The following is a 17034-nucleotide window of genomic DNA, read 5'->3' on the forward strand; positions in this document are numbered from 1 at the left end:
GGCCCGCCGGCGGGCGGCCCGCTGTCCGGCAGCCGAAGCTCGACCCGCGTGCCCCGGCCGACCTCGCTGTGAATCCGCAAATCGCCGCCGCTTTGCCGGACGAACCCGTACACGCTGCTGAGCCCGAGCCCGCTGCCTTCACCGGCGGCCTTGGTCGTGAAGAACGGCTCGATCACCTTGTCGAGCAGCACGGGCGCGATGCCGCACCCGGTATCCGTCACGCTCAGCACGATCGACGCCGGGCCGCCCGCCGCATCCTGCGCCGGCTCGCGATGCGCGGACAGCGTGAGCGTCCCGCCGTCCGGCATCGCCGCCGCGCTGTTGAGCGTCAGGTTGAGCACCGCGTTCTCGAGCTGGCCGCGGTCGACGTTCACCCACATCGTGTCGGCGGACGGCTCCAGCACGACGGTGACGCGCTGCCCCGCCGAATATTCGACCAGGTCGAGCATTTCCGCGAGCATCGCCCGTACCGACACGCGCTCGGCCTGCAGCGGCTGACGACGCGCGAACGCAAGCAGCCGCCGCGTGAGCCGCGACGCTCGCTCGGCCGCGCGGCGCGCACGTTCGGCCATCGTCTGCGTGTCGTGTTGCCCGTCGAGCCGCGGCAGCAACAATTCGAGGTTGCCGAGAATCGCGACGAGAAAATTGTTGAAATCGTGCGCGACCCCGCCCGTCAACTGGCCGAGCACGTCCATCTTCTGCGCCTGGCGCAGTTCGGCCTCGACCGCGCGGCGGCTCGTCAGGTCGCGGCATACCGATACCCATCCGCCGTCCGGCAACGGCTGACAGTGGAATTCGAGCGTCCGCCGGTCGCTCAGGTGCAGCTCGGCGGACGCGGCGACGCGCACGCCGTCCGACGTATGCGTCGCGGTCTCGGACGATACCTGGTGCCACCGGGCGGGCCGCGCCAGCGCAGCACGGAGGGCGACGAGCGGCAGGCCCGCCCGCAACGCGGACGCGTCGATGCCGAGCAGCTTCGCGAACGTCGGGTTCCACGCGACCAGGCTGCCTTGCGTGTCGTGCACGGAGACGCCGTCGTTCATCGAGTTGAGCACCGATTCCTGCAGGCGGCGCTGCGCTTCGAGCCCCTGGGTCAGTTGCTCCTTCTCGATCAGGTTGGTGCGAAACACCTCGAACGCGCGCGCCAGCTCGCCGATTTCGTCGGGCCGGTGCATCGACGGCATCCGGTCCGACGTGATGCCCTTCGCCAGGCGCGTCATCACGCGCGTCATCGCCTGCAGCTTGTGCAGGATGCGGCTCGCGTAGGCCACGCCGAGCAATGCCACCGCGACGCCCGCGACGGCCAGCAGCAGCAGGCCCGACTGGCTCGACACCGCGACCTTGCGCACCTTGTCGCTACGCTCGCTCGCGATCTGCCGCAGGCGCTCGACGTAGCGGGCGGACTTGCCGCTGAGGTGATCCGCGTGACCGCGCAACAGCGTGACGAGATAGCCCGTCTGCGCTTCGCTCGACAGAAACTCCCGACGCACCGCGAACACGCTGCGCGCGCCGCCGTCGAGGCGCTGCAGCGCCTCGGCGAGCGCCGGCTGGCTGCGCTCCTCGCCGCGCTCGCGCACCCGCAGCCACAACGCCTCGTTGTCGCTCTCCGCGCTGCCGAGCTCCGCCGCGTTCGCCGCCTGCAACGCGCCGGTCGTGCGCGCCCAGATTTCCAGCAGCGTCGGCGCTTGCCGGGCGATCACCCCTTTCTGGCGCGCGATACCGTCGCCGATGCTGTCGGTTGCCGCACGCAGGTCGCTCAGCTCCGCCTTGAGCTGCCGCTGCCGGCCCGATACGAGCAGCAGCCGCGCCAGATCCTGGTCGATCGCATCCAGATCGTCGATCACCGCGAGCCGGCCGCCCGCCTTCTCCGCCGTACCGGCCGGCTTGCCGAAACCCGGCGACAGTCGCCGGATGTCGCCGAGCAGGCCGCGCAGCAGTTCGGAATCGCTGTGCAGCAGGTCCGGCGAATCGGTCAGCATCATGCTCGGCGCCACCGCGGCCAGTTGCGCGACCTTGTCGGACAGCTCGAGCGCGCGCGCGATCTCCGGCACGACGTTCGCCTCGTATTCGTCGAGCGCGTTCTGATTCGCGCGCATGCCGAGCACGCCGACCACCACGACCGCCAGCGTGATGCCGAACAGCACCAGGAACGTCGCGATCAGCTTGGCCCGCACGCTCCACGGCGGCAACAGGGTAGGGGGCATGCGCATCGCGTCACACGCGCACGACCGGCACCGAGAACACGTAACCGGCGCCGCGCTGCGTGCGGATGTAGGTCGGGTGCTCGGGGTTCGGTTCGATCTTGCGGCGCAGGCGCAGGATCAGCACGTCGATCGTGCGATCGTAGACGTCGATGCCGAAGCCGCGCGTGCGCTCCAGCAACTGCTCGCGGGACCAGACGCGCGACGGCTGCTGCACCATCGCCGCCAGCAGCTCGAACTCGCCCTGCGTGAGCGCGCACGGATTGCCGCCGTGCGTCAGCGTCCGGGCGGCGAAATCGAGCGTCCAGCCGTCGAAGCAGAAGCGCGGGCCGCCGCCGTTCGGAGCGGGACGCGGCATCGACAGCTCGGTCGTGCGGCGAAGCTGCGCGCGCACGCGTGCGATCAGCTCGCGCCCGGACACCGGCTTCGTGATGAAATCGTCCGCCGCGGTTTCGAGGCCGAGCACGCGGTCCGTCTCGTCGCCCAGCCCGCTGATCATGATGATCGATACGTCGGACCGGCGCCGCAGCTCGCGCGCGACCGTCAGGCCGTCCTCGCCGCGCAGCTTCAGGTCGAGGATGACGAGCGCGTGCGGCGCGGCAGCCAGTTGCTGCTGCATCACCGCGGCGCTGTCGGCCGTCGATACGTCGAACCCCGCCTCTTCCAGCACGCCCCTCAACCAGGCGCGCACCTCCGGATCGTCGTCCAGCACCAGGACCCGATGTTTCTCTGACATGCGTGTTCTCCTCCATGCCGGCCGCGCTCGGAACGCGCGGCCGTGCCGGATGCGAATGTTGGCTGAAGCCGACCGACTCTGGCAAGTTCCGTCGGATGCGCGCCGGGGAGGAGAACCGCGACCCTGCGCGCGGAACGAGGCGCGCAGATATGAACGGGCGCGCGATTCTAACGCTGCAAAAAATTCACCGGATACCCGTCGGTACCGGTGAATACCCTGCACGGCGAGCGGTCGCGACGCGTGCCCCGCATTGCCAATTCACGGTTACGACTGCACGCATCGCACGCGGCATTGCCGCGCCGTTCGCAGGTTTGCCGACACTCGGCATGCCCGCATTCCGTCGTCACGTCCGGAACGCCGCGATACCGGCCCGGCCGGCCTCCCCCCGCGCCTCGACCGCTCGCCCGAAACCGCCGCCCTGCCTGGGCCCGCGCGGCTTTCGGGTGACCCACTCCACAGATACGCCGAATGTGCGCGCGCAACAATGGCGATGCCTCGCGCCCGGCACCCGTCAGGACACTCGCCTCCTGCACGGCACCGGGCGCGATGGTCTTCAAGAACCACATCTCACGAGGACATACCATGCAACTCCAATCCCATCCCGCGTGCCGCCCGTTTTACGAAGCTGGCGAACTCACGCAACTGACCGCCTTTTATGAAGAGGGACGTAATGTCATGTGGATGATGCTGCGATCGGAGCCGCGGCCGTGCTTCAACCAGCAACTCGTTACCGACATCATCCATCTCGCGCGCGTCGCACGCGACTCGGGCCTGCCGTTCGACTTCTGGGTGACGGGCTCGCTCGTCCCCGAGCTGTTCAACGTCGGCGGCGACCTGAGCTTTTTCGTCGACGCGATCCGCAGCGGCAAGCGCGACCTGTTGATGGCCTATGCGCGCTCGTGCATCGACGGCGTGTACGAGATCTACACGGGCTTCGGCACCGGGGCGATCTCGATCGCGATGGTCGAGGGCAGCGCGCTCGGCGGCGGTTTCGAGGCCGCGCTCGCGCATCACTACGTGCTCGCGCAGAAGGGCGTGAAGCTCGGGTTTCCCGAGATCGCGTTCAACCTGTTCCCGGGCATGGGCGGCTATTCGCTCGTCGCGCGCAAGGCCGATCGGGGCATTGCGGAGCAACTGATCTCGACCGGCGAAGCGCACGCTGCCGAGTGGTACGAGGATCGCGGCCTGGTCGACCAGACGTTCGACGCGGGTGACGCGTACCTCGCGACGCGCACCTTCATCGACGTGACGAAGCCGAAGCTGAACGGCGTGCGTGCGATGCTGCGCGCGCGCGAGCGGGTGTTCCAGCTGACGCGCTCCGAGCTGATGGACATCACGGAAGCGTGGGTGCATGCGGCGTTCACGATCGAGCCGAAGGATCTCGCGTACATGGAACGCCTCGTGATGCTGCAGAACCGGCGCGTGTCGAAGCTGCGCACGGTGTAATGCGACGGGCGCCGCCGCTTGCCGGCGGCGCCCGTTCGTGAACGAAGCTCAGGCGATCAGCCTGAGCTTTCTCGTCTCCGCGAGCCACGCCTCGAACGCCTGTGCGGGCATCGGGCGGGCGTAGTAGTAGCCCTGCGCATGATCGACGTCGAGCTGCTTGAGGAATTCGGCTTCCGCATGCGTTTCGACGCCTTCGGCGACCACCGCGAAATTCAGCGCCTTCGCGAGCGACACGACCGAGCGCACCAGCGCCTGCGAGCGCGGATTGCGGTCGATGCCCGTGATGAAGCTGCGGTCGAGCTTGATCGCGTCGAGCGGCAGGCGCGACAACTGCGACAGCGACGAATAGCCGGTGCCGAAATCGTCGAGATGGATCTGCGCGCCGAGTTGGCGGAACTGCCGCATCAGCCCGTTGGCCGCATCCTCGTCCTCGATGAAGCAGCTCTCGGTCAGCTCGATGTCGAGCAGGCCGGGCTTCAGCCCCGCGGCGTCGAGGATCGACGCCATCTGGTGCACGATGTTCATGTCCTGCAACTGCCGCGCGGACACGTTCACCGCGATCCGGATGTCGAGCCCCTTCGCCTTCCACGCGGCAGCCTGCGCGGCCGCGGTACGCATCACCCAGCGCCCGAGCGGCGCGATCAGGCCCGACTCCTCCGCGAAGCGGATGAACTCGATCGGCGCGACGAGCCCGCGATCGGGCGACTGCCAGCGGATCAGTGCCTCGACAGCGTGCACGTCGCCGGTCGCGATATCGACGACCGGCTGGTAGTGCAGCACGAACTGCTCTTCCTCGAGCGCCTTGCGCAGGTTCGTGTCGAGCCACATGTACTTCGCGACCTTCTGGTTCATCTCCAGCGAGAACACGCGGTACGTATGCTTGCCCTCTTCCTTCGCGACGTACATCGCGGTATCCGCGCTGCGGATCAGCGTCTCGAGCGAATCGCCGTGCTGCGGATGCATCGCGATGCCGATCGAGCAACTCGTGTAGACCTCCATCAGCCCGAGATGAATGGGCGTGCGCAGCCGTTCGAGAATGATCTGCGCGGTCGCTTCGAGCAGCGGCCGCGTGCCGTGCTCGAACAGCACGAGGAATTCGTCGCCGCCGAGCCGCGCGAGCGTCGCGCCGGACGGCAGGCAGCCGCTGATGATCGCCGACACGTCCTGCAGCAGCCGGTCGCCGGTGATGTGCCCGTAGTGATCGTTGACGCGCTTGAAGTTGTCGAGATCGAGGAACAGGATGCCGACCTGCCCGCGCGATGCGGCGGTCTCGGCCGCAATCGCCGCGTGGATGCGCTCGCTGATCGCATGGCGGTTCGGCAGCCCGGTGAGCACGTCGGTGTTCGCGAGTTCGATGAGCCGATGCTGCGCGTTGCGCTCCTCGGTGATGTCGATGCCCGAGCAGATCAGGAACTGCTCTTCGACGCCGCTGCCGCTCTGCACGAACTTGTTGCGGAACTGGAACAGGCGCGGCCCGTTGACCGTATTGATGTAGCGCTCGACCGCGAACGAGTGGTTGCTCGCGAAAAAGCCCGTGATGTTGCTGCGCGACTGCGCGCCCTGCTCGGGGCTCATGAACAGTTCGAACGCGCTGCGGCCGATCACGTCGACCTCGCGCTTGCCCGTCACTTCCTCGCACAGGCGGTTGAAGCGCTGCACCATCCCGTTGCGGTCGAGAATCACGACGAGCGAATTCACTTCGGACACGACCTGCTCGGCAAACGCGAGCCCGTGCGCGAGATCGGCCGCGACGGATTCGGTATCGGAATAGGCCGAGGCCGTGCCGGCCCAGTCGGTCGTGTCGACTTTCCGCCCGACGAGATGAAGGCTCACCGGTTCGCCGAACAGCGTGATGTCGAGCACGAGGTGCGACGTGACGCCGGTCAGCGCGCGGATGCGCGCGGCCTGTTCGCCCGTCAGCGCGACGGCGACGTTGGTCAGGCCGCGGACGGCCGCCAGTTCGAGGGCATTGCTGTCGCTGCCGAGACGCCAGCAGGGGCTGCGCGTACCTACGTGCGCCTCGAGCACCGCGCTATCGTTTTCGTCATCCATGGAGACGCCCCGATCCAGAAAAAACGCACAGTGTAGACGGAGGCGACCCGGCCGGCCGCCCTTCCGGGGCGCGCGTCGCGCGTTCCCGGCAGGGCAACCGTGATTGCCGTGATGATGGGCCTCGTCCCGTACTTGTTTCCCGCTAATGCGACCCGGCGTTCGCGCGTGATGCGCGCAGGTGCTGCCAAAAGAATGATGAGAGCCATCTTATCAAATGACGATCAGGATTGGCACTCACATTTAGAGCAGAGTGTCAAGGAATTGGGACTCGATTGGCAAGCCGGATTTTTCATGATTGGCAGCCTGCCCGATCGCGGTTGCGGCGCTGCGGGACGGGTTCGGCGAATCGGGCTGAACGCCCCGCCGGGCGGGCATTTGCGGCCGATTCCAGCAGCCATGGGCAGCGCTGCGACAAGCCATCGGCGACAGGGTCGGATCGCGTCGCGGCGACCCGACTTTCCGTCGATTTTGATTCCTTTCGCGCGCTAATACGCAACTTTATTCCACAGTCCGTTGCAATGCCGTTCGAGCATCGGCGCGGGGCGCCGGCGCTGGTCGCGCGGCTCAGCCCGCCGTGCCGTATCCGCCGCCGCCCGGCGTTTCGACGACGAACACGTCGCCCGGCGCCATCTCCGCGCGGCCGATATGGCCGAGCGTCTCGACCGTGCCGTCCGCGCGCTCGATCGTGTTGCGGCCGAGCGTGCCTGGCTCGCCGCCCGCCGCGCCGAACGGTGCGTGGATCCGGTTGTTGGACAGGATCGACGCGGTCATCGGCGCGAGGAAGCGGATCCGCCGCACCGCGCCGTCGCCGCCGCGCCAGCGCCCGCCGCCGCCCGAGCCGGCGCGGATCCGGTGCGAGTCGAGCCGCACCGGGTAGCGCCATTCGAGCACCTCCGGATCGGTCAGCCGCGAGTTCGTCATGTGCGTCTGCACCGCGCCGACACCCGCGAAGCCGTCGCCCGCGCCGCTGCCGCCCGCGATCGTCTCGTAGTACTGGTAGCGATCGTTGCCGAATGTGAAGTTGTTCATCGTTCCCTGGCTCGACGCGACGCAGCCGAGCGCGCCGTACAGCGCGTTGGTGATCGCCGACGACGTCTCGACGTTGCCCGACACGACCGCCGCCGGATACTCGGGGTTCAGCATCGAGCGCGCGGGCACGATCACCGTGAGCGGCTTCAGGCAGCCGGCGTTCAGCGGGATCTCGTCGCCGACCAGCGTGCGGAACACGTACAGCACGGCGGCCATGCACACGGCCTTCGGCGCGTTGAAGTTGTTGTCGAGCTGCGCGGACGTGCCGGTGAAATCGATCTCCGCGCGCCGCGCCGCCCGGTCGACGCGGATCGCGACGCGAATCTCCGCGCCGTTGTCGAGCGGATAGCGGTACGCGCCGTCCTGCAGCGCGCCGATCACGCGCCGCACGGCTTCTTCCGCGTTGTCCTGCACGTGCCCCATGAACGCGAGCACGACGTCGCGGCCAAACTGCGCGACCATCCGGCGCAGCTCGTCGACGCCCTTCTGGTTCGCGGCGACCTGCGCGCGCAGGTCGGCCATGTTCTGCTCGACGTTGCGCGCCGGGTAACGGCCCGAAGCGAGCAGCGCGCGGGTTTCCGCATCGCGCAGCGTGCCGGCCGACACCAGTTGCCAGTTGTCGATCAGCACGCCCTCCTCGTCGATGTGGGTCGAATCGGGCGGCATCGAGCCCGGCGTCGTGCCGCCGATGTCCGCGTGATGGCCGCGCGAGCCGACGTAGAACAGCGGCGTGTCCGAGCCGTCGGCAAACACCGGCGTGATGACGGTCACGTCCGGCAGGTGCGTGCCGCCGTGATACGGGTCGTTCAGCATGAACACGTCGCCGTCGCGCATGCGGCCGCGGTTGCGCTCGATCACCGTGCGGATGCTCTCGCCCATCGAGCCGAGGTGCACCGGCATGTGCGGCGCGTTCGCGATCAGCTTGCCGTCGCCGTCGAAGATCGCGCACGAGAAGTCGAGCCGCTCCTTGATGTTCACCGAGTACGCGGTGTTCTGCAGCCGCAGCCCCATCTGCTCGGCAATCGACATGAACAGGTTGTTGAAGATCTCGAGCCGCACCGGATCGGCGTCGGTGCCGAGCGAGCGGCGCGTCGGCAGCGGCGTCGTGCGCGTCAGCACGAGGTTGCCCTGCGCGGTCATCCGCGCGCGCCAGCCGGGCTCGACGACGGTCGTGCCGTTCTTCTCCGCGACGATCGCCGGGCCGTCGATCGCGTCGCCGGCCAGCAGCGTGTCGCGCACGTAGAGCGCCGCGTCGTGCCATTGCCCGCCGGAATGGAAGCGCACCGTGGAATGGGCGCGTAGCGCGGCACCGGCGCCGTTGCCCTCGTTGCGCGGCGCGAGCGGCGCGATCTCCACCGGCGCGTCGGAGCGGCCGATCGCCTCGACCGACGCGAGCTCGGCGACGAGCGGCGTGCCGGGCATCAGGAACGCGTAGCGCTGCCGGTATGCGGCCTCGAACGCCTGCTGCATCGCGGCGACGCTGCCGGCCGGCACGTCGAGCGCCGAGTCGGTGCCCTGGTAGCGCAGGTGTACGCGCCGCTCGGTCGCGATCCGCTCCGGCGGCACGCCCTGTTCGAGCAGCGCGCCGACGGCTTCGTCGGCCAGCCGGTCGAGCGCCGCGTTCAGCGCCGGCAGCGACGCGTCGGACAACACGGCCTCGACCGCGCGCTCGCGCATCGCGGTCTGGTCGGCGAGGCCCATCCCGTACGCGGACAGCACGCCCGCGAGCGGATGCGCGAACACCTGCGTCATCCCGAGCGCGTCGGCCACGCCGCACGCGTGCTGGCCGCCCGCGCCGCCGAACGTCGTCAGCACGTAGCGCGACACGTCGTGGCCGCGCTGCACGGAAATCTTCTTGATCGCGTTCGCCATGCTGCCGATCGCGATTTCCAGGAAACCTTCGGCGAGCGCCTCCGGTGTCTCGCGCCGCCCCGTCGCCGCATGGATTTCATCGGCGAGCGCCGCGAACTTCGCGACCACGCCGTCGCGGTCGAGCGGCTCGTCCGCATGCGGGCCGAACACGCGCGGGAAATGATCGGGCTGGATCTTGCCGAGCATCACGTTGCAGTCGGTCACCGTCAGCGGGCCGCCGCGCCGGTACGCGGCCGGCCCCGGGTTCGCGCCGGCCGATTCCGGCCCGACACGCAGCCGCGCGCCGTCGAAGCCGAGCACCGAGCCGCCGCCCGCGGCAACCGTATGGATGCTCATCATCGGCGCGCGCATCCGCACGCCGGCCACCTGCGTCTCGAACACGCGCTCGAACTCGCCGTGGTAATGCGACACGTCGGTCGACGTGCCGCCCATGTCGAAGCCGATCACGCGCTCGAAGCCGGCCGCCTGCGCGGCGCGCACCATCCCGACGATGCCGCCGGCCGGGCCCGACAGGATCGCGTCCTTGCCCTGGAACGCGTCGGCGCGCGTCAGCCCGCCGCTGCTCTGCATGAACTGCAGGTTCACGCCCGGCATCTCGTGCGCGACCTGCTCGACATAGCGGCGCAGGATCGGCGACAGGTACGCGTCGACGACGGTCGTATCGCCGCGCGACACCATCTTCATCAGCGGCGACACCTCGTGCGACACCGACACCTGCGTGAAGCCGATGCGGCGCGCCAGGTCCGCCAGCGCGCGTTCGTGCGCGGTGTAGCGATAACCGTGGATCAGCACGATCGCGAGCGCGCGCACGCCGGAGTCGAACACGCGGCGCAGCGACGCTTCGGCACCCTGAACATCGAGCGGCACGACAACGTCGCCATGTGCGCCGATGCGCTCGTCGATCTCGACGACGGTCTCGTACAGCGCGTCGGGCAGCACGATGTCGAGATCGAACAGGCGCGGCCGGTTCTGGTACGCGATGCGCAGCACGTCGCGAAAGCCGCGCGTCGTCGCGAGCACGGTGCGCTCGCCCTTGCGCTCGAGCAGCGCGTTGGTCGCGACCGTCGTGCCCATCTTCACCATCTCGACGCGCTCGGGCGTGATCGGCTCGCCGGCCGCGAGGCCGAGCAACTGGCGAATTCCGGCCACGGCCGCGTCGCGGTATTGCTCGGGGTTCTCCGACAGCAGCTTGTGCGTGACGAGCGTGCCGTCGGGCCGGCGCGCGACGATGTCGGTGAACGTGCCGCCGCGATCGATCCAGAATTGCCAGCGTGCGGCGTCGGAGGGAACGGGGGAAAGGTGTCGGTCAGTCATGATGTCGGGTCGATGCGTCGTTGGGTCGAGGGGCGAGCGCCGCCGCACGGCGCGCGTCGCGCGCCGTGTCGCCGGGTCGGTCAAAGGGGGAGAAAAACGAAGGGCCGGCCGGCCCGCCGCTCAAGCGGCGTCGAGTTCGCGGCCGCGTGTCTCGGGCAGCGTCAGCGCGGCGACGATCACCACGCCGTACGCGGCGACCGCGAAGATGCCGATGCTCATGCCGAGCCCGTATTGCTTGGACAGCGCACCGATCAGGAACGGGAACAGTGCACCGATCGCGCGGCCCACGTTGTAGCAGAAGCCCTGGCCGGAGCCGCGCACGCGGGTCGGGAACAGCTCGGTGAGGAACGCGCCCATCCCCGAGAAGATGCCCGACGCGAAGAAGCCGAGCGGGAAGCCGAGCCACAGCATCGACGCGTTGGTCAGGTTCAGCGACGTGTATGCGAACGCAATCGCCATCGAGCCGACCGCGAACAGGATGAAGTTCGGCTTGCGGCCGAGGCGGTCGGTCAGGTACGCGCTCGTCAGGTAGCCGACCCACGAGCCGAGGATGATCATCGCGAGATAGCCGCCGGTGCCCATCACCGTGAGGTGCCGCTCGGTCTTCAGGAAGGTCGGCAGCCACGTCGTGATCGCGTAGTAGCCGCCCTGCGCGCCGGTCGTCAGCAGCGCCGCGCGCAGCGTCGTCGTGATCAGCTTCGGCGCGAAGATCTCGGTGAGGCGCGGCGCATCGGCTACTTGCGCCTGCGCGGCCTTCTCCTTCTCGTAGACGTCCGGCTCCTTCACGTAGCGGCGGATCGCCACGACCAGCAGCGCGGGGGCGAGGCCGACGAGGAACAGCGCGCGCCACGCCTGCTCGGCCGGCAGCACCGAGAACAGCAGCGCATACAGCAGCGCGCACAGCCCCCAGCCGATCGCCCAGCCCGACTGCACGAGACCGACCGCCTTGCCGCGGTCGCGCGCACGGATCACTTCGCCGATCAGCACCGCGCCGGCCGTCCACTCGCCGCCGAAGCCGAAGCCCATCAGCGCGCGCGCCGCGAGCAGCTGGTGGTAATTCTGCGCAAGCCCGCACAGCGCGGTGAACACCGCGAACCACAGCACGGTGAGCTGCAGCGTGCGCACGCGGCCAATCCGGTCGGACAGGATGCCGGCGATCCAGCCGCCGAGCGCGGACGCGAGCAGCGTGACCGTGCCGATGAAGCCCGCGTCCGCGAACGAGATGCCCCAGGTCGCGACGAGCGTCGGGATCACGAACGACAGCATCTGCGTGTCCATCCCGTCGAGCATGTAGCCGACCTTGCAGCTCCAGAACGCGCGGCGCTCGCGCGGCTGCGCATCCCCATACCACGAGAACAGGCCGCTACGCTCGGGGCTCGCGGGCTCGGCGGCGGGGGCCGCGAGGGTCTTGCTTTCCATGGTGATGCTCCTGTCGTTGTGCGCAGCCAAATGGCGATCGTGCGTGCGGTGTGTCGTGCGGGTGGTCGTCGCCCCGGCTCAGAATACGGCCAGCGATGCGTTCGTGATGTCGGTCATCAGCATGTGGCCGGGCGTATGCGCGATCGCGATCGGCAGCTTCGCGTCCATCAGCGCGGTTTGCGGCGTCACGCCGCAGGCCCAGAACACCGGCAGCTCGCCGTCGCGGATCGTCACCGCGTCGCCGAATTCGGGGGCGTTCAGATCGGCGATGCCCAGTTCGCGCGGATCGCCGAGATGGATCGGCGCGCCGTGCACGCCCGGAAACCGGCTCGTGATCTGCACCGCGCGGATCGCGTCGGCGCCGCGCATCGGCCGCATCGACACGACGAGCTGGCCGCCGAAGATCCCCGCGCGGCGGTTCGGAATCGACGTGCGGTACATCGGCACGTTACGCCCCTCCTCCACATGGCGCAGGCCAATCCCTTCGCGGGCCAGCATGTCCTCGAACGAAAACGAGCATCCGATCGCGAATACAACGAAATCGTCGCGCCACAGTGCTTCCAGCGACTCGACGCGTTCGGTCAGGCGGCCGTCGCGGTAGACGTTGTAGCTCGGCACGTCGGTGCGGATGTCAAGATCCTCGCCGAGTGCGTCGACCCGAAACGCGCCCGGCTCGCCGACGCCCAGCAGCGGGCAGGCTTTCGGGTTCGCCTGGCAGAAGCGCAGGAAATCGTGCGCGACCGCCTCGGGCAGGATCGCGAGGTTCGCTTGCGCGTACGGGCCGCAGTGGCCGGCGGTCGGGCCGCGGAACGCGCCGTGGCGCACGGACTGGCGGAATTCGGAAGGGGTCATGAGGGTCTGTCGCAGATCGGTATGTCGTCGGGATGGCGGTGCCGTGTCATCGGATACGGCGAAGAATAGAAAAGAAAAAATTTTGTCGCCAACGAGTTTTTCTGCGCTCCGTGTATAGAATTTCTTAACGGATCTTGGGGTTTTCCCAGGCTCTGTTCACTTTTCCTCACCGGCAAAGTGCATATCCCCCCATCGCCCGACCGCCATGAACACGCGCTTTCTCGAAACCTTCGTCACGCTCGCGAAGCTGCGCAACTTCCGCACGACGGCCGCCGCGCTGCACGCGACGCCGGCCGCGATCTCGCAGCGCCTGAAGGCGCTCGAGGACGAACTGCAGACTGTGCTCGTCGACCGCGACAGCCGCGAATTCCGGCTCACGCCGAACGGCGAATACCTGCTCGGCTATGCGAAAGCCGTGGTCGAGGCGACCCAGGAGCTGCTGGCCGCCGCCTCCGGCGAGCGCGCGCTGCGCGGCAAGCTGCGGCTCGGCGTGATCGAGACCGTCGTGCACAGCTGGCTGCCGCACTACATGCGGCGGCTGGCGGCCGACTATCCGCAGCTCGAGATCGACCTGACCGTCGACGTCAGCGTCGTGCTGCAGCGCCGGCTGATGGCGGGTGAGCTCGACCTGATCATCCGCGTGGAAGGCAGCGACGAGGCGTCGGTCGTGTGCGATGCGCTCGCGAACTATCCGGTGCGCTGGATCGCGCGCGCGGGGCTGCTGCCGAACACGCGCACGGGGCTCGCGCGGCAGGTGCTGCGCCAGCCGATCCTCACTTACGGGCGCGGTACGGCGCCCCACCGGGCGCTCGAGGATATCGTCCGCACGCTCGCGCACGCGCACGGCGTGCCGCTGTCGGACACGCGCATCACCGGGTCGCCGTCGATCTCGGTGATCGTGCAGCTCGTGCGTGACGGGTTCGGCGTCGCGGCGATTCCGGTGCTGTTCGTCGATGCGTTGATCGAAAGCGGTGAAGTCGTGGAGTTGCCGCTGCAGCCGTCGCCGCCGTCGATCGTCGTGTCGATGTCGCGGCGGGCGGACGCGCCGAGATTCGTGCATGGCGCATCGATCGCGGCGCGGGCCGCCTGTCACGAGTACTGCGAGAAGAGCAAGCGGTTGCTGGTCGAAGCGCTTTGATGCGGTGCGGGCCGGCGGGTCGCGAGGCCGGGCAGCCGGCACGGATTCGACATCGTCGCCCGAATCACCCACAATCGCCCACAATCGCCGGCGACGCGTGCGTGCCATGTGTCGCGAATGCCGGCACGGCCGTCCGGCATTGACCGCTTCGCACGCGCCTGCACAACAGGAAGGCAACATGCAGACTCGCCCCGCTTCCGCTCGCCTGAACCTCGCGCGCGCCGTCATCGTCGCGCTGTACGTCGTATCGCTGCTGCTGCCGGTCGCCGCCGAACCGCCGAATGCGGCTGGTGCAACAAACTGGTGGCGCGGTTATATGGTGCTCGCGATCGGCCCGCTCGCGATCCTCGACCTGCAATTCGCCTGGCTCGGCAACCCGCTGCTGGTCGTTGCGCTGATCAAGCCGAACCGCATCGTGTCCGCGCTGCTCGCCGTGGTCGTGGCCTTCGCACTCGGATGGCACACGATACCGACCGGCCCGGACTTCAAGCCCATCCACGCATTCGGCATCGGGTACTACCTGTGGATTGCGGCGATGGTTGGCGGCGCCGCATTGCCGTGGATTGGCGGGCGCACGAAGAAGGACGCCGTCGCGCCAGCGGCGGTGATCGCGCCGGATGACCCGGTCGAATCGATGAATGCGACGGATGTCGCCGCGCCAGCCGATTCCGGCGACGCGGCGCAACCCGGCACCGCGCCGTCACCGCCCGTTTCGCCCATCCCGCCGAGCCGCTGGGCCGTGACCGCGACCGATACGCGCATCGAGGCGACCGACCCGAAAGGCGCAACACACGGAATCGCGCTGTCCGATCTCGGCGCGGTCGCGATCGAAACCAACGACCAGGGGCCGTACGAATCGGATGTGTGGTGGATCCTGTTCGATATGAACAAGCAGTTCGCGTGCGGGTTTCCGCAGGACGCCGAAGGCGCGAAAGCGGCCGTGGATCGGCTGCTCGACCTGCCTGGCATCGACCACCGCAAGGTCATCGACGCGCAGACGTCGGTCCAGAACGCGATGTTCCCGATCTGGCAGCGCGCGACGCGGGCGGAGCCGAAAGACGACGTAGCACAACGCACCGACTGAACCCGTGCCACGACAAAGTTGAAGGACACGGCCACGGAAACGCGCAGCCGTGCCTATGTCGCCCGGCATCAGCCCGCCGGGCGCTCACCTTCTTCAGTGCGACCGCCCCGTATCCGTCCCCGGCGCGAACTCGATCCCCCGCAGCACTTCCGCAAACTTCGCCGTCCTCAGCACGGCGAACTGCTCGTGCGCAGCCGTCGTCGCGCTCGTGTTCTTCAGCACGTCACGCACGGCAACCAGCCGGTTCGGATCCGCACCGATATCGCCGTTGCCGCTGACCGTCGACGTGATCGCCCAGATCGTCACCGTACCGTCGCGTTCGACGCGGCCCGTCAGGTTGCGCAGGCCGGCCGTCGCCGGTGCCCACGGCAGGCCCGTCGCCGAATTGTTGCCCGTCGGATAGCCTGCGACCGAATACGGCTGACCGAGGTTCAACCCGTTCTGCAGCGTGTATGCGAGCTTCCACTGCTTCGCCCCTGCGTCGTACACCCACTTCTGCAAGCCGGCCGTGGTCTGCGCGGCGGCATGCGTATACAGGTCCGCGCCGCCCGTATAGCCGTCGCCTTCGTCCGCGACATAGAGCGTGTTCGCGTCGGCGAACCAGATCCCGAACGGATAGGAGAGCGTCGTCGCGGTCTTGTTCAGCGTGGTCGGGAAGCCGGCCAGCACGCACATGTTGTTCGGCAGGCCAGCCGTCTGCAGCGTGGCCGCGTTGTAGGCGAGCGGCGCCGTCGGCAGCGCGGCCTTCGGCGACGGCACGCCGACGCCCGACGGGCACGCGGTGCCGGTCGTATCGACGAAGTACACGGTGTTCACGCCGTTGCCGCCGCTGCCCTTCGTGTAGTACACGACGTTCTCGTGCACCGCGATACCACGGAAGTTGTCGTCCTTGCCGATCTTGTCGGCCTTCGCGCCGAGTGCCGTGACCGAGAAGCTCGCGAGCGGCGTCGGCACGCCCGGATCCTGCTGCGCTTCGTGATGCTTCGCGCCGTCGATGAGCTGTGCGCCCGCGCCGAGGATCACGTTGTCCGGCTGCGGGTTCGAGCCGTTGCCGGCGTTGCCCGACGTGTAGTAGATCTCATGGCCGTCGCGATTGTTCAGGATCGCCGCGCGGCCGTTGTTGCCGCTGTACGCATTCGTCTCGGTGAAGCGGAAATGCCCGTGGCGATCGATGCGCGCGATCGCGCGATAGAAGGTCTGCCCGTCCGGGTTCGTCGTATCGACCGCGAGCGGCGTGTTCGAGTTCGACACGTCGATCGCGTTGACCGGTGCGACGTAGCCCATGAACGTCAGATAGTTGCCGTCGAGCGACAGGTGCAAGCCGAGTTCCGACTTCGAGCTGAAGCTTGTCACCATCTGGTCGCGCGCGAAGCCTTTCTGCAGGCTGTTTGGCACTTCGAGCGTGCCGACGACACCGCCGGCCGGCGTGATCTGGTCGAGGAAGATGCGCGAAGTGATGCCGAAGTTGCCGTCGTAGCGGTCGTTGTTCCACACGTACGGATAGGTGCCGTCGCTCGGCGCGCCGGATGCCGTGCCGCACCCGCCGGTGGTCTTCGCGCAGTTCGGCGGCAGGATCGCGCCGGGCTGGACGTTGCTCGACACGTTGTCGTACACGCTGCGGCTGAGGACCAGGAAGCCCGGCACGAAGCCCGGCGTAAAACGGCTGTCGCCGTCGTTGTCACGCGGGGCAGCGTGCACGCCGATGCTCGCGGCAATCAGCGTCAGTGCGAAGACAGGAACGGTACGATCGCGCAGCGCGCGGCGGCGCTTCGCGGACAAGGCGAAATTCGGCATGGACAAGGCTCCGTACGACATCGAGTGAGGATGTTGTTGGTGGACAGACTGACGACGTGAAGCCCCGCCACCTTAGCCATGCTTGATGAAGAATTGA

The 17034-nt window shown here is 68.3% G+C and carries 10 protein-coding genes; 3 read left to right on the forward strand and 7 right to left on the reverse strand.

All coding sequences use genetic code 11. From position 1 onward, the window contains the following. Both LGN17_RS34340 and LGN17_RS34345 read right to left on the reverse strand, forming a co-directional pair. A partial coding sequence (locus LGN17_RS34340) for an ATP-binding protein (protein WP_226201271.1) occupies positions 1-2204 on the reverse strand: 2204 nt, incomplete at its 3' end. A 10-nt stretch (positions 2205-2214) separates the two neighbouring features. After that, positions 2215-2937 carry a winged helix-turn-helix domain-containing protein gene (locus tag LGN17_RS34345; RefSeq protein WP_175954344.1) on the reverse strand — a complete coding sequence of 241 codons (723 nt, stop codon included), beginning with the start codon at positions 2935-2937 and terminating at the stop codon, positions 2215-2217. Positions 2938-3519: 582 nt separating this feature from the next. On the opposite strand from LGN17_RS34345, the gene LGN17_RS34350 reads away from it, so the two are divergent. Further along, positions 3520-4383: a crotonase/enoyl-CoA hydratase family protein gene (locus LGN17_RS34350; protein ID WP_089432175.1), complete on the forward strand. Its 864-nt coding sequence runs from the start codon at positions 3520-3522 to the stop codon at positions 4381-4383. A gap of 48 nt (positions 4384-4431) precedes the next feature. Here LGN17_RS34350 and pdeR read toward each other — a convergent pair whose 3' ends face one another. The 4 genes from pdeR to LGN17_RS34370 form a co-directional block, all read right to left on the reverse strand. Beyond that, complete coding sequence (gene pdeR, locus LGN17_RS34355) at positions 4432-6435, reverse strand: cyclic di-GMP phosphodiesterase (RefSeq protein ID WP_226201272.1); 2004 nt, start codon at positions 6433-6435, stop codon at positions 4432-4434. A 564-nt stretch (positions 6436-6999) separates the two neighbouring features. Further along, the gene (locus LGN17_RS34360; RefSeq protein WP_226201273.1) at positions 7000-10650 is read right to left on the reverse strand and encodes a hydantoinase B/oxoprolinase family protein; all 3651 of its coding nucleotides are present in this window, start codon (positions 10648-10650) and stop codon (positions 7000-7002) included. A gap of 120 nt (positions 10651-10770) precedes the next feature. Then, positions 10771-12069, reverse strand: coding sequence for an MFS transporter (locus LGN17_RS34365; protein ID WP_226201274.1), 1299 nt, complete (start codon positions 12067-12069; stop codon positions 10771-10773). 78 nt (positions 12070-12147) lie between these two features. Beyond that, positions 12148-12921, reverse strand: coding sequence for a putative hydro-lyase (locus tag LGN17_RS34370; RefSeq protein ID WP_011356168.1), 774 nt, complete (start codon positions 12919-12921; stop codon positions 12148-12150). A gap of 205 nt (positions 12922-13126) precedes the next feature. On the opposite strand from LGN17_RS34370, the gene LGN17_RS34375 reads away from it, so the two are divergent. Both LGN17_RS34375 and LGN17_RS34380 read left to right on the forward strand, forming a co-directional pair. Continuing rightward, a complete protein-coding gene (locus LGN17_RS34375; RefSeq protein ID WP_175965668.1) occupies positions 13127-14059 on the forward strand; it encodes a LysR family transcriptional regulator in 933 nt (310 codons plus the stop codon). A gap of 178 nt (positions 14060-14237) precedes the next feature. Then, entirely contained in the window at positions 14238-15143 is a 906-nt protein-coding gene (locus tag LGN17_RS34380) for a hypothetical protein (protein ID WP_226201275.1), read from the forward strand. A gap of 93 nt (positions 15144-15236) precedes the next feature. Here LGN17_RS34380 and LGN17_RS34385 read toward each other — a convergent pair whose 3' ends face one another. Next, a complete protein-coding gene (locus LGN17_RS34385) occupies positions 15237-16937 on the reverse strand; it encodes a hypothetical protein (protein WP_226201276.1) in 1701 nt (566 codons plus the stop codon). Positions 16938-17034 lie beyond the last annotated feature (97 nt).

It is taken from the genome of Burkholderia sp. AU30280 (assembly GCF_020420125.1).
Classification (GTDB): Bacteria; Pseudomonadota; Gammaproteobacteria; order Burkholderiales; family Burkholderiaceae; genus Burkholderia.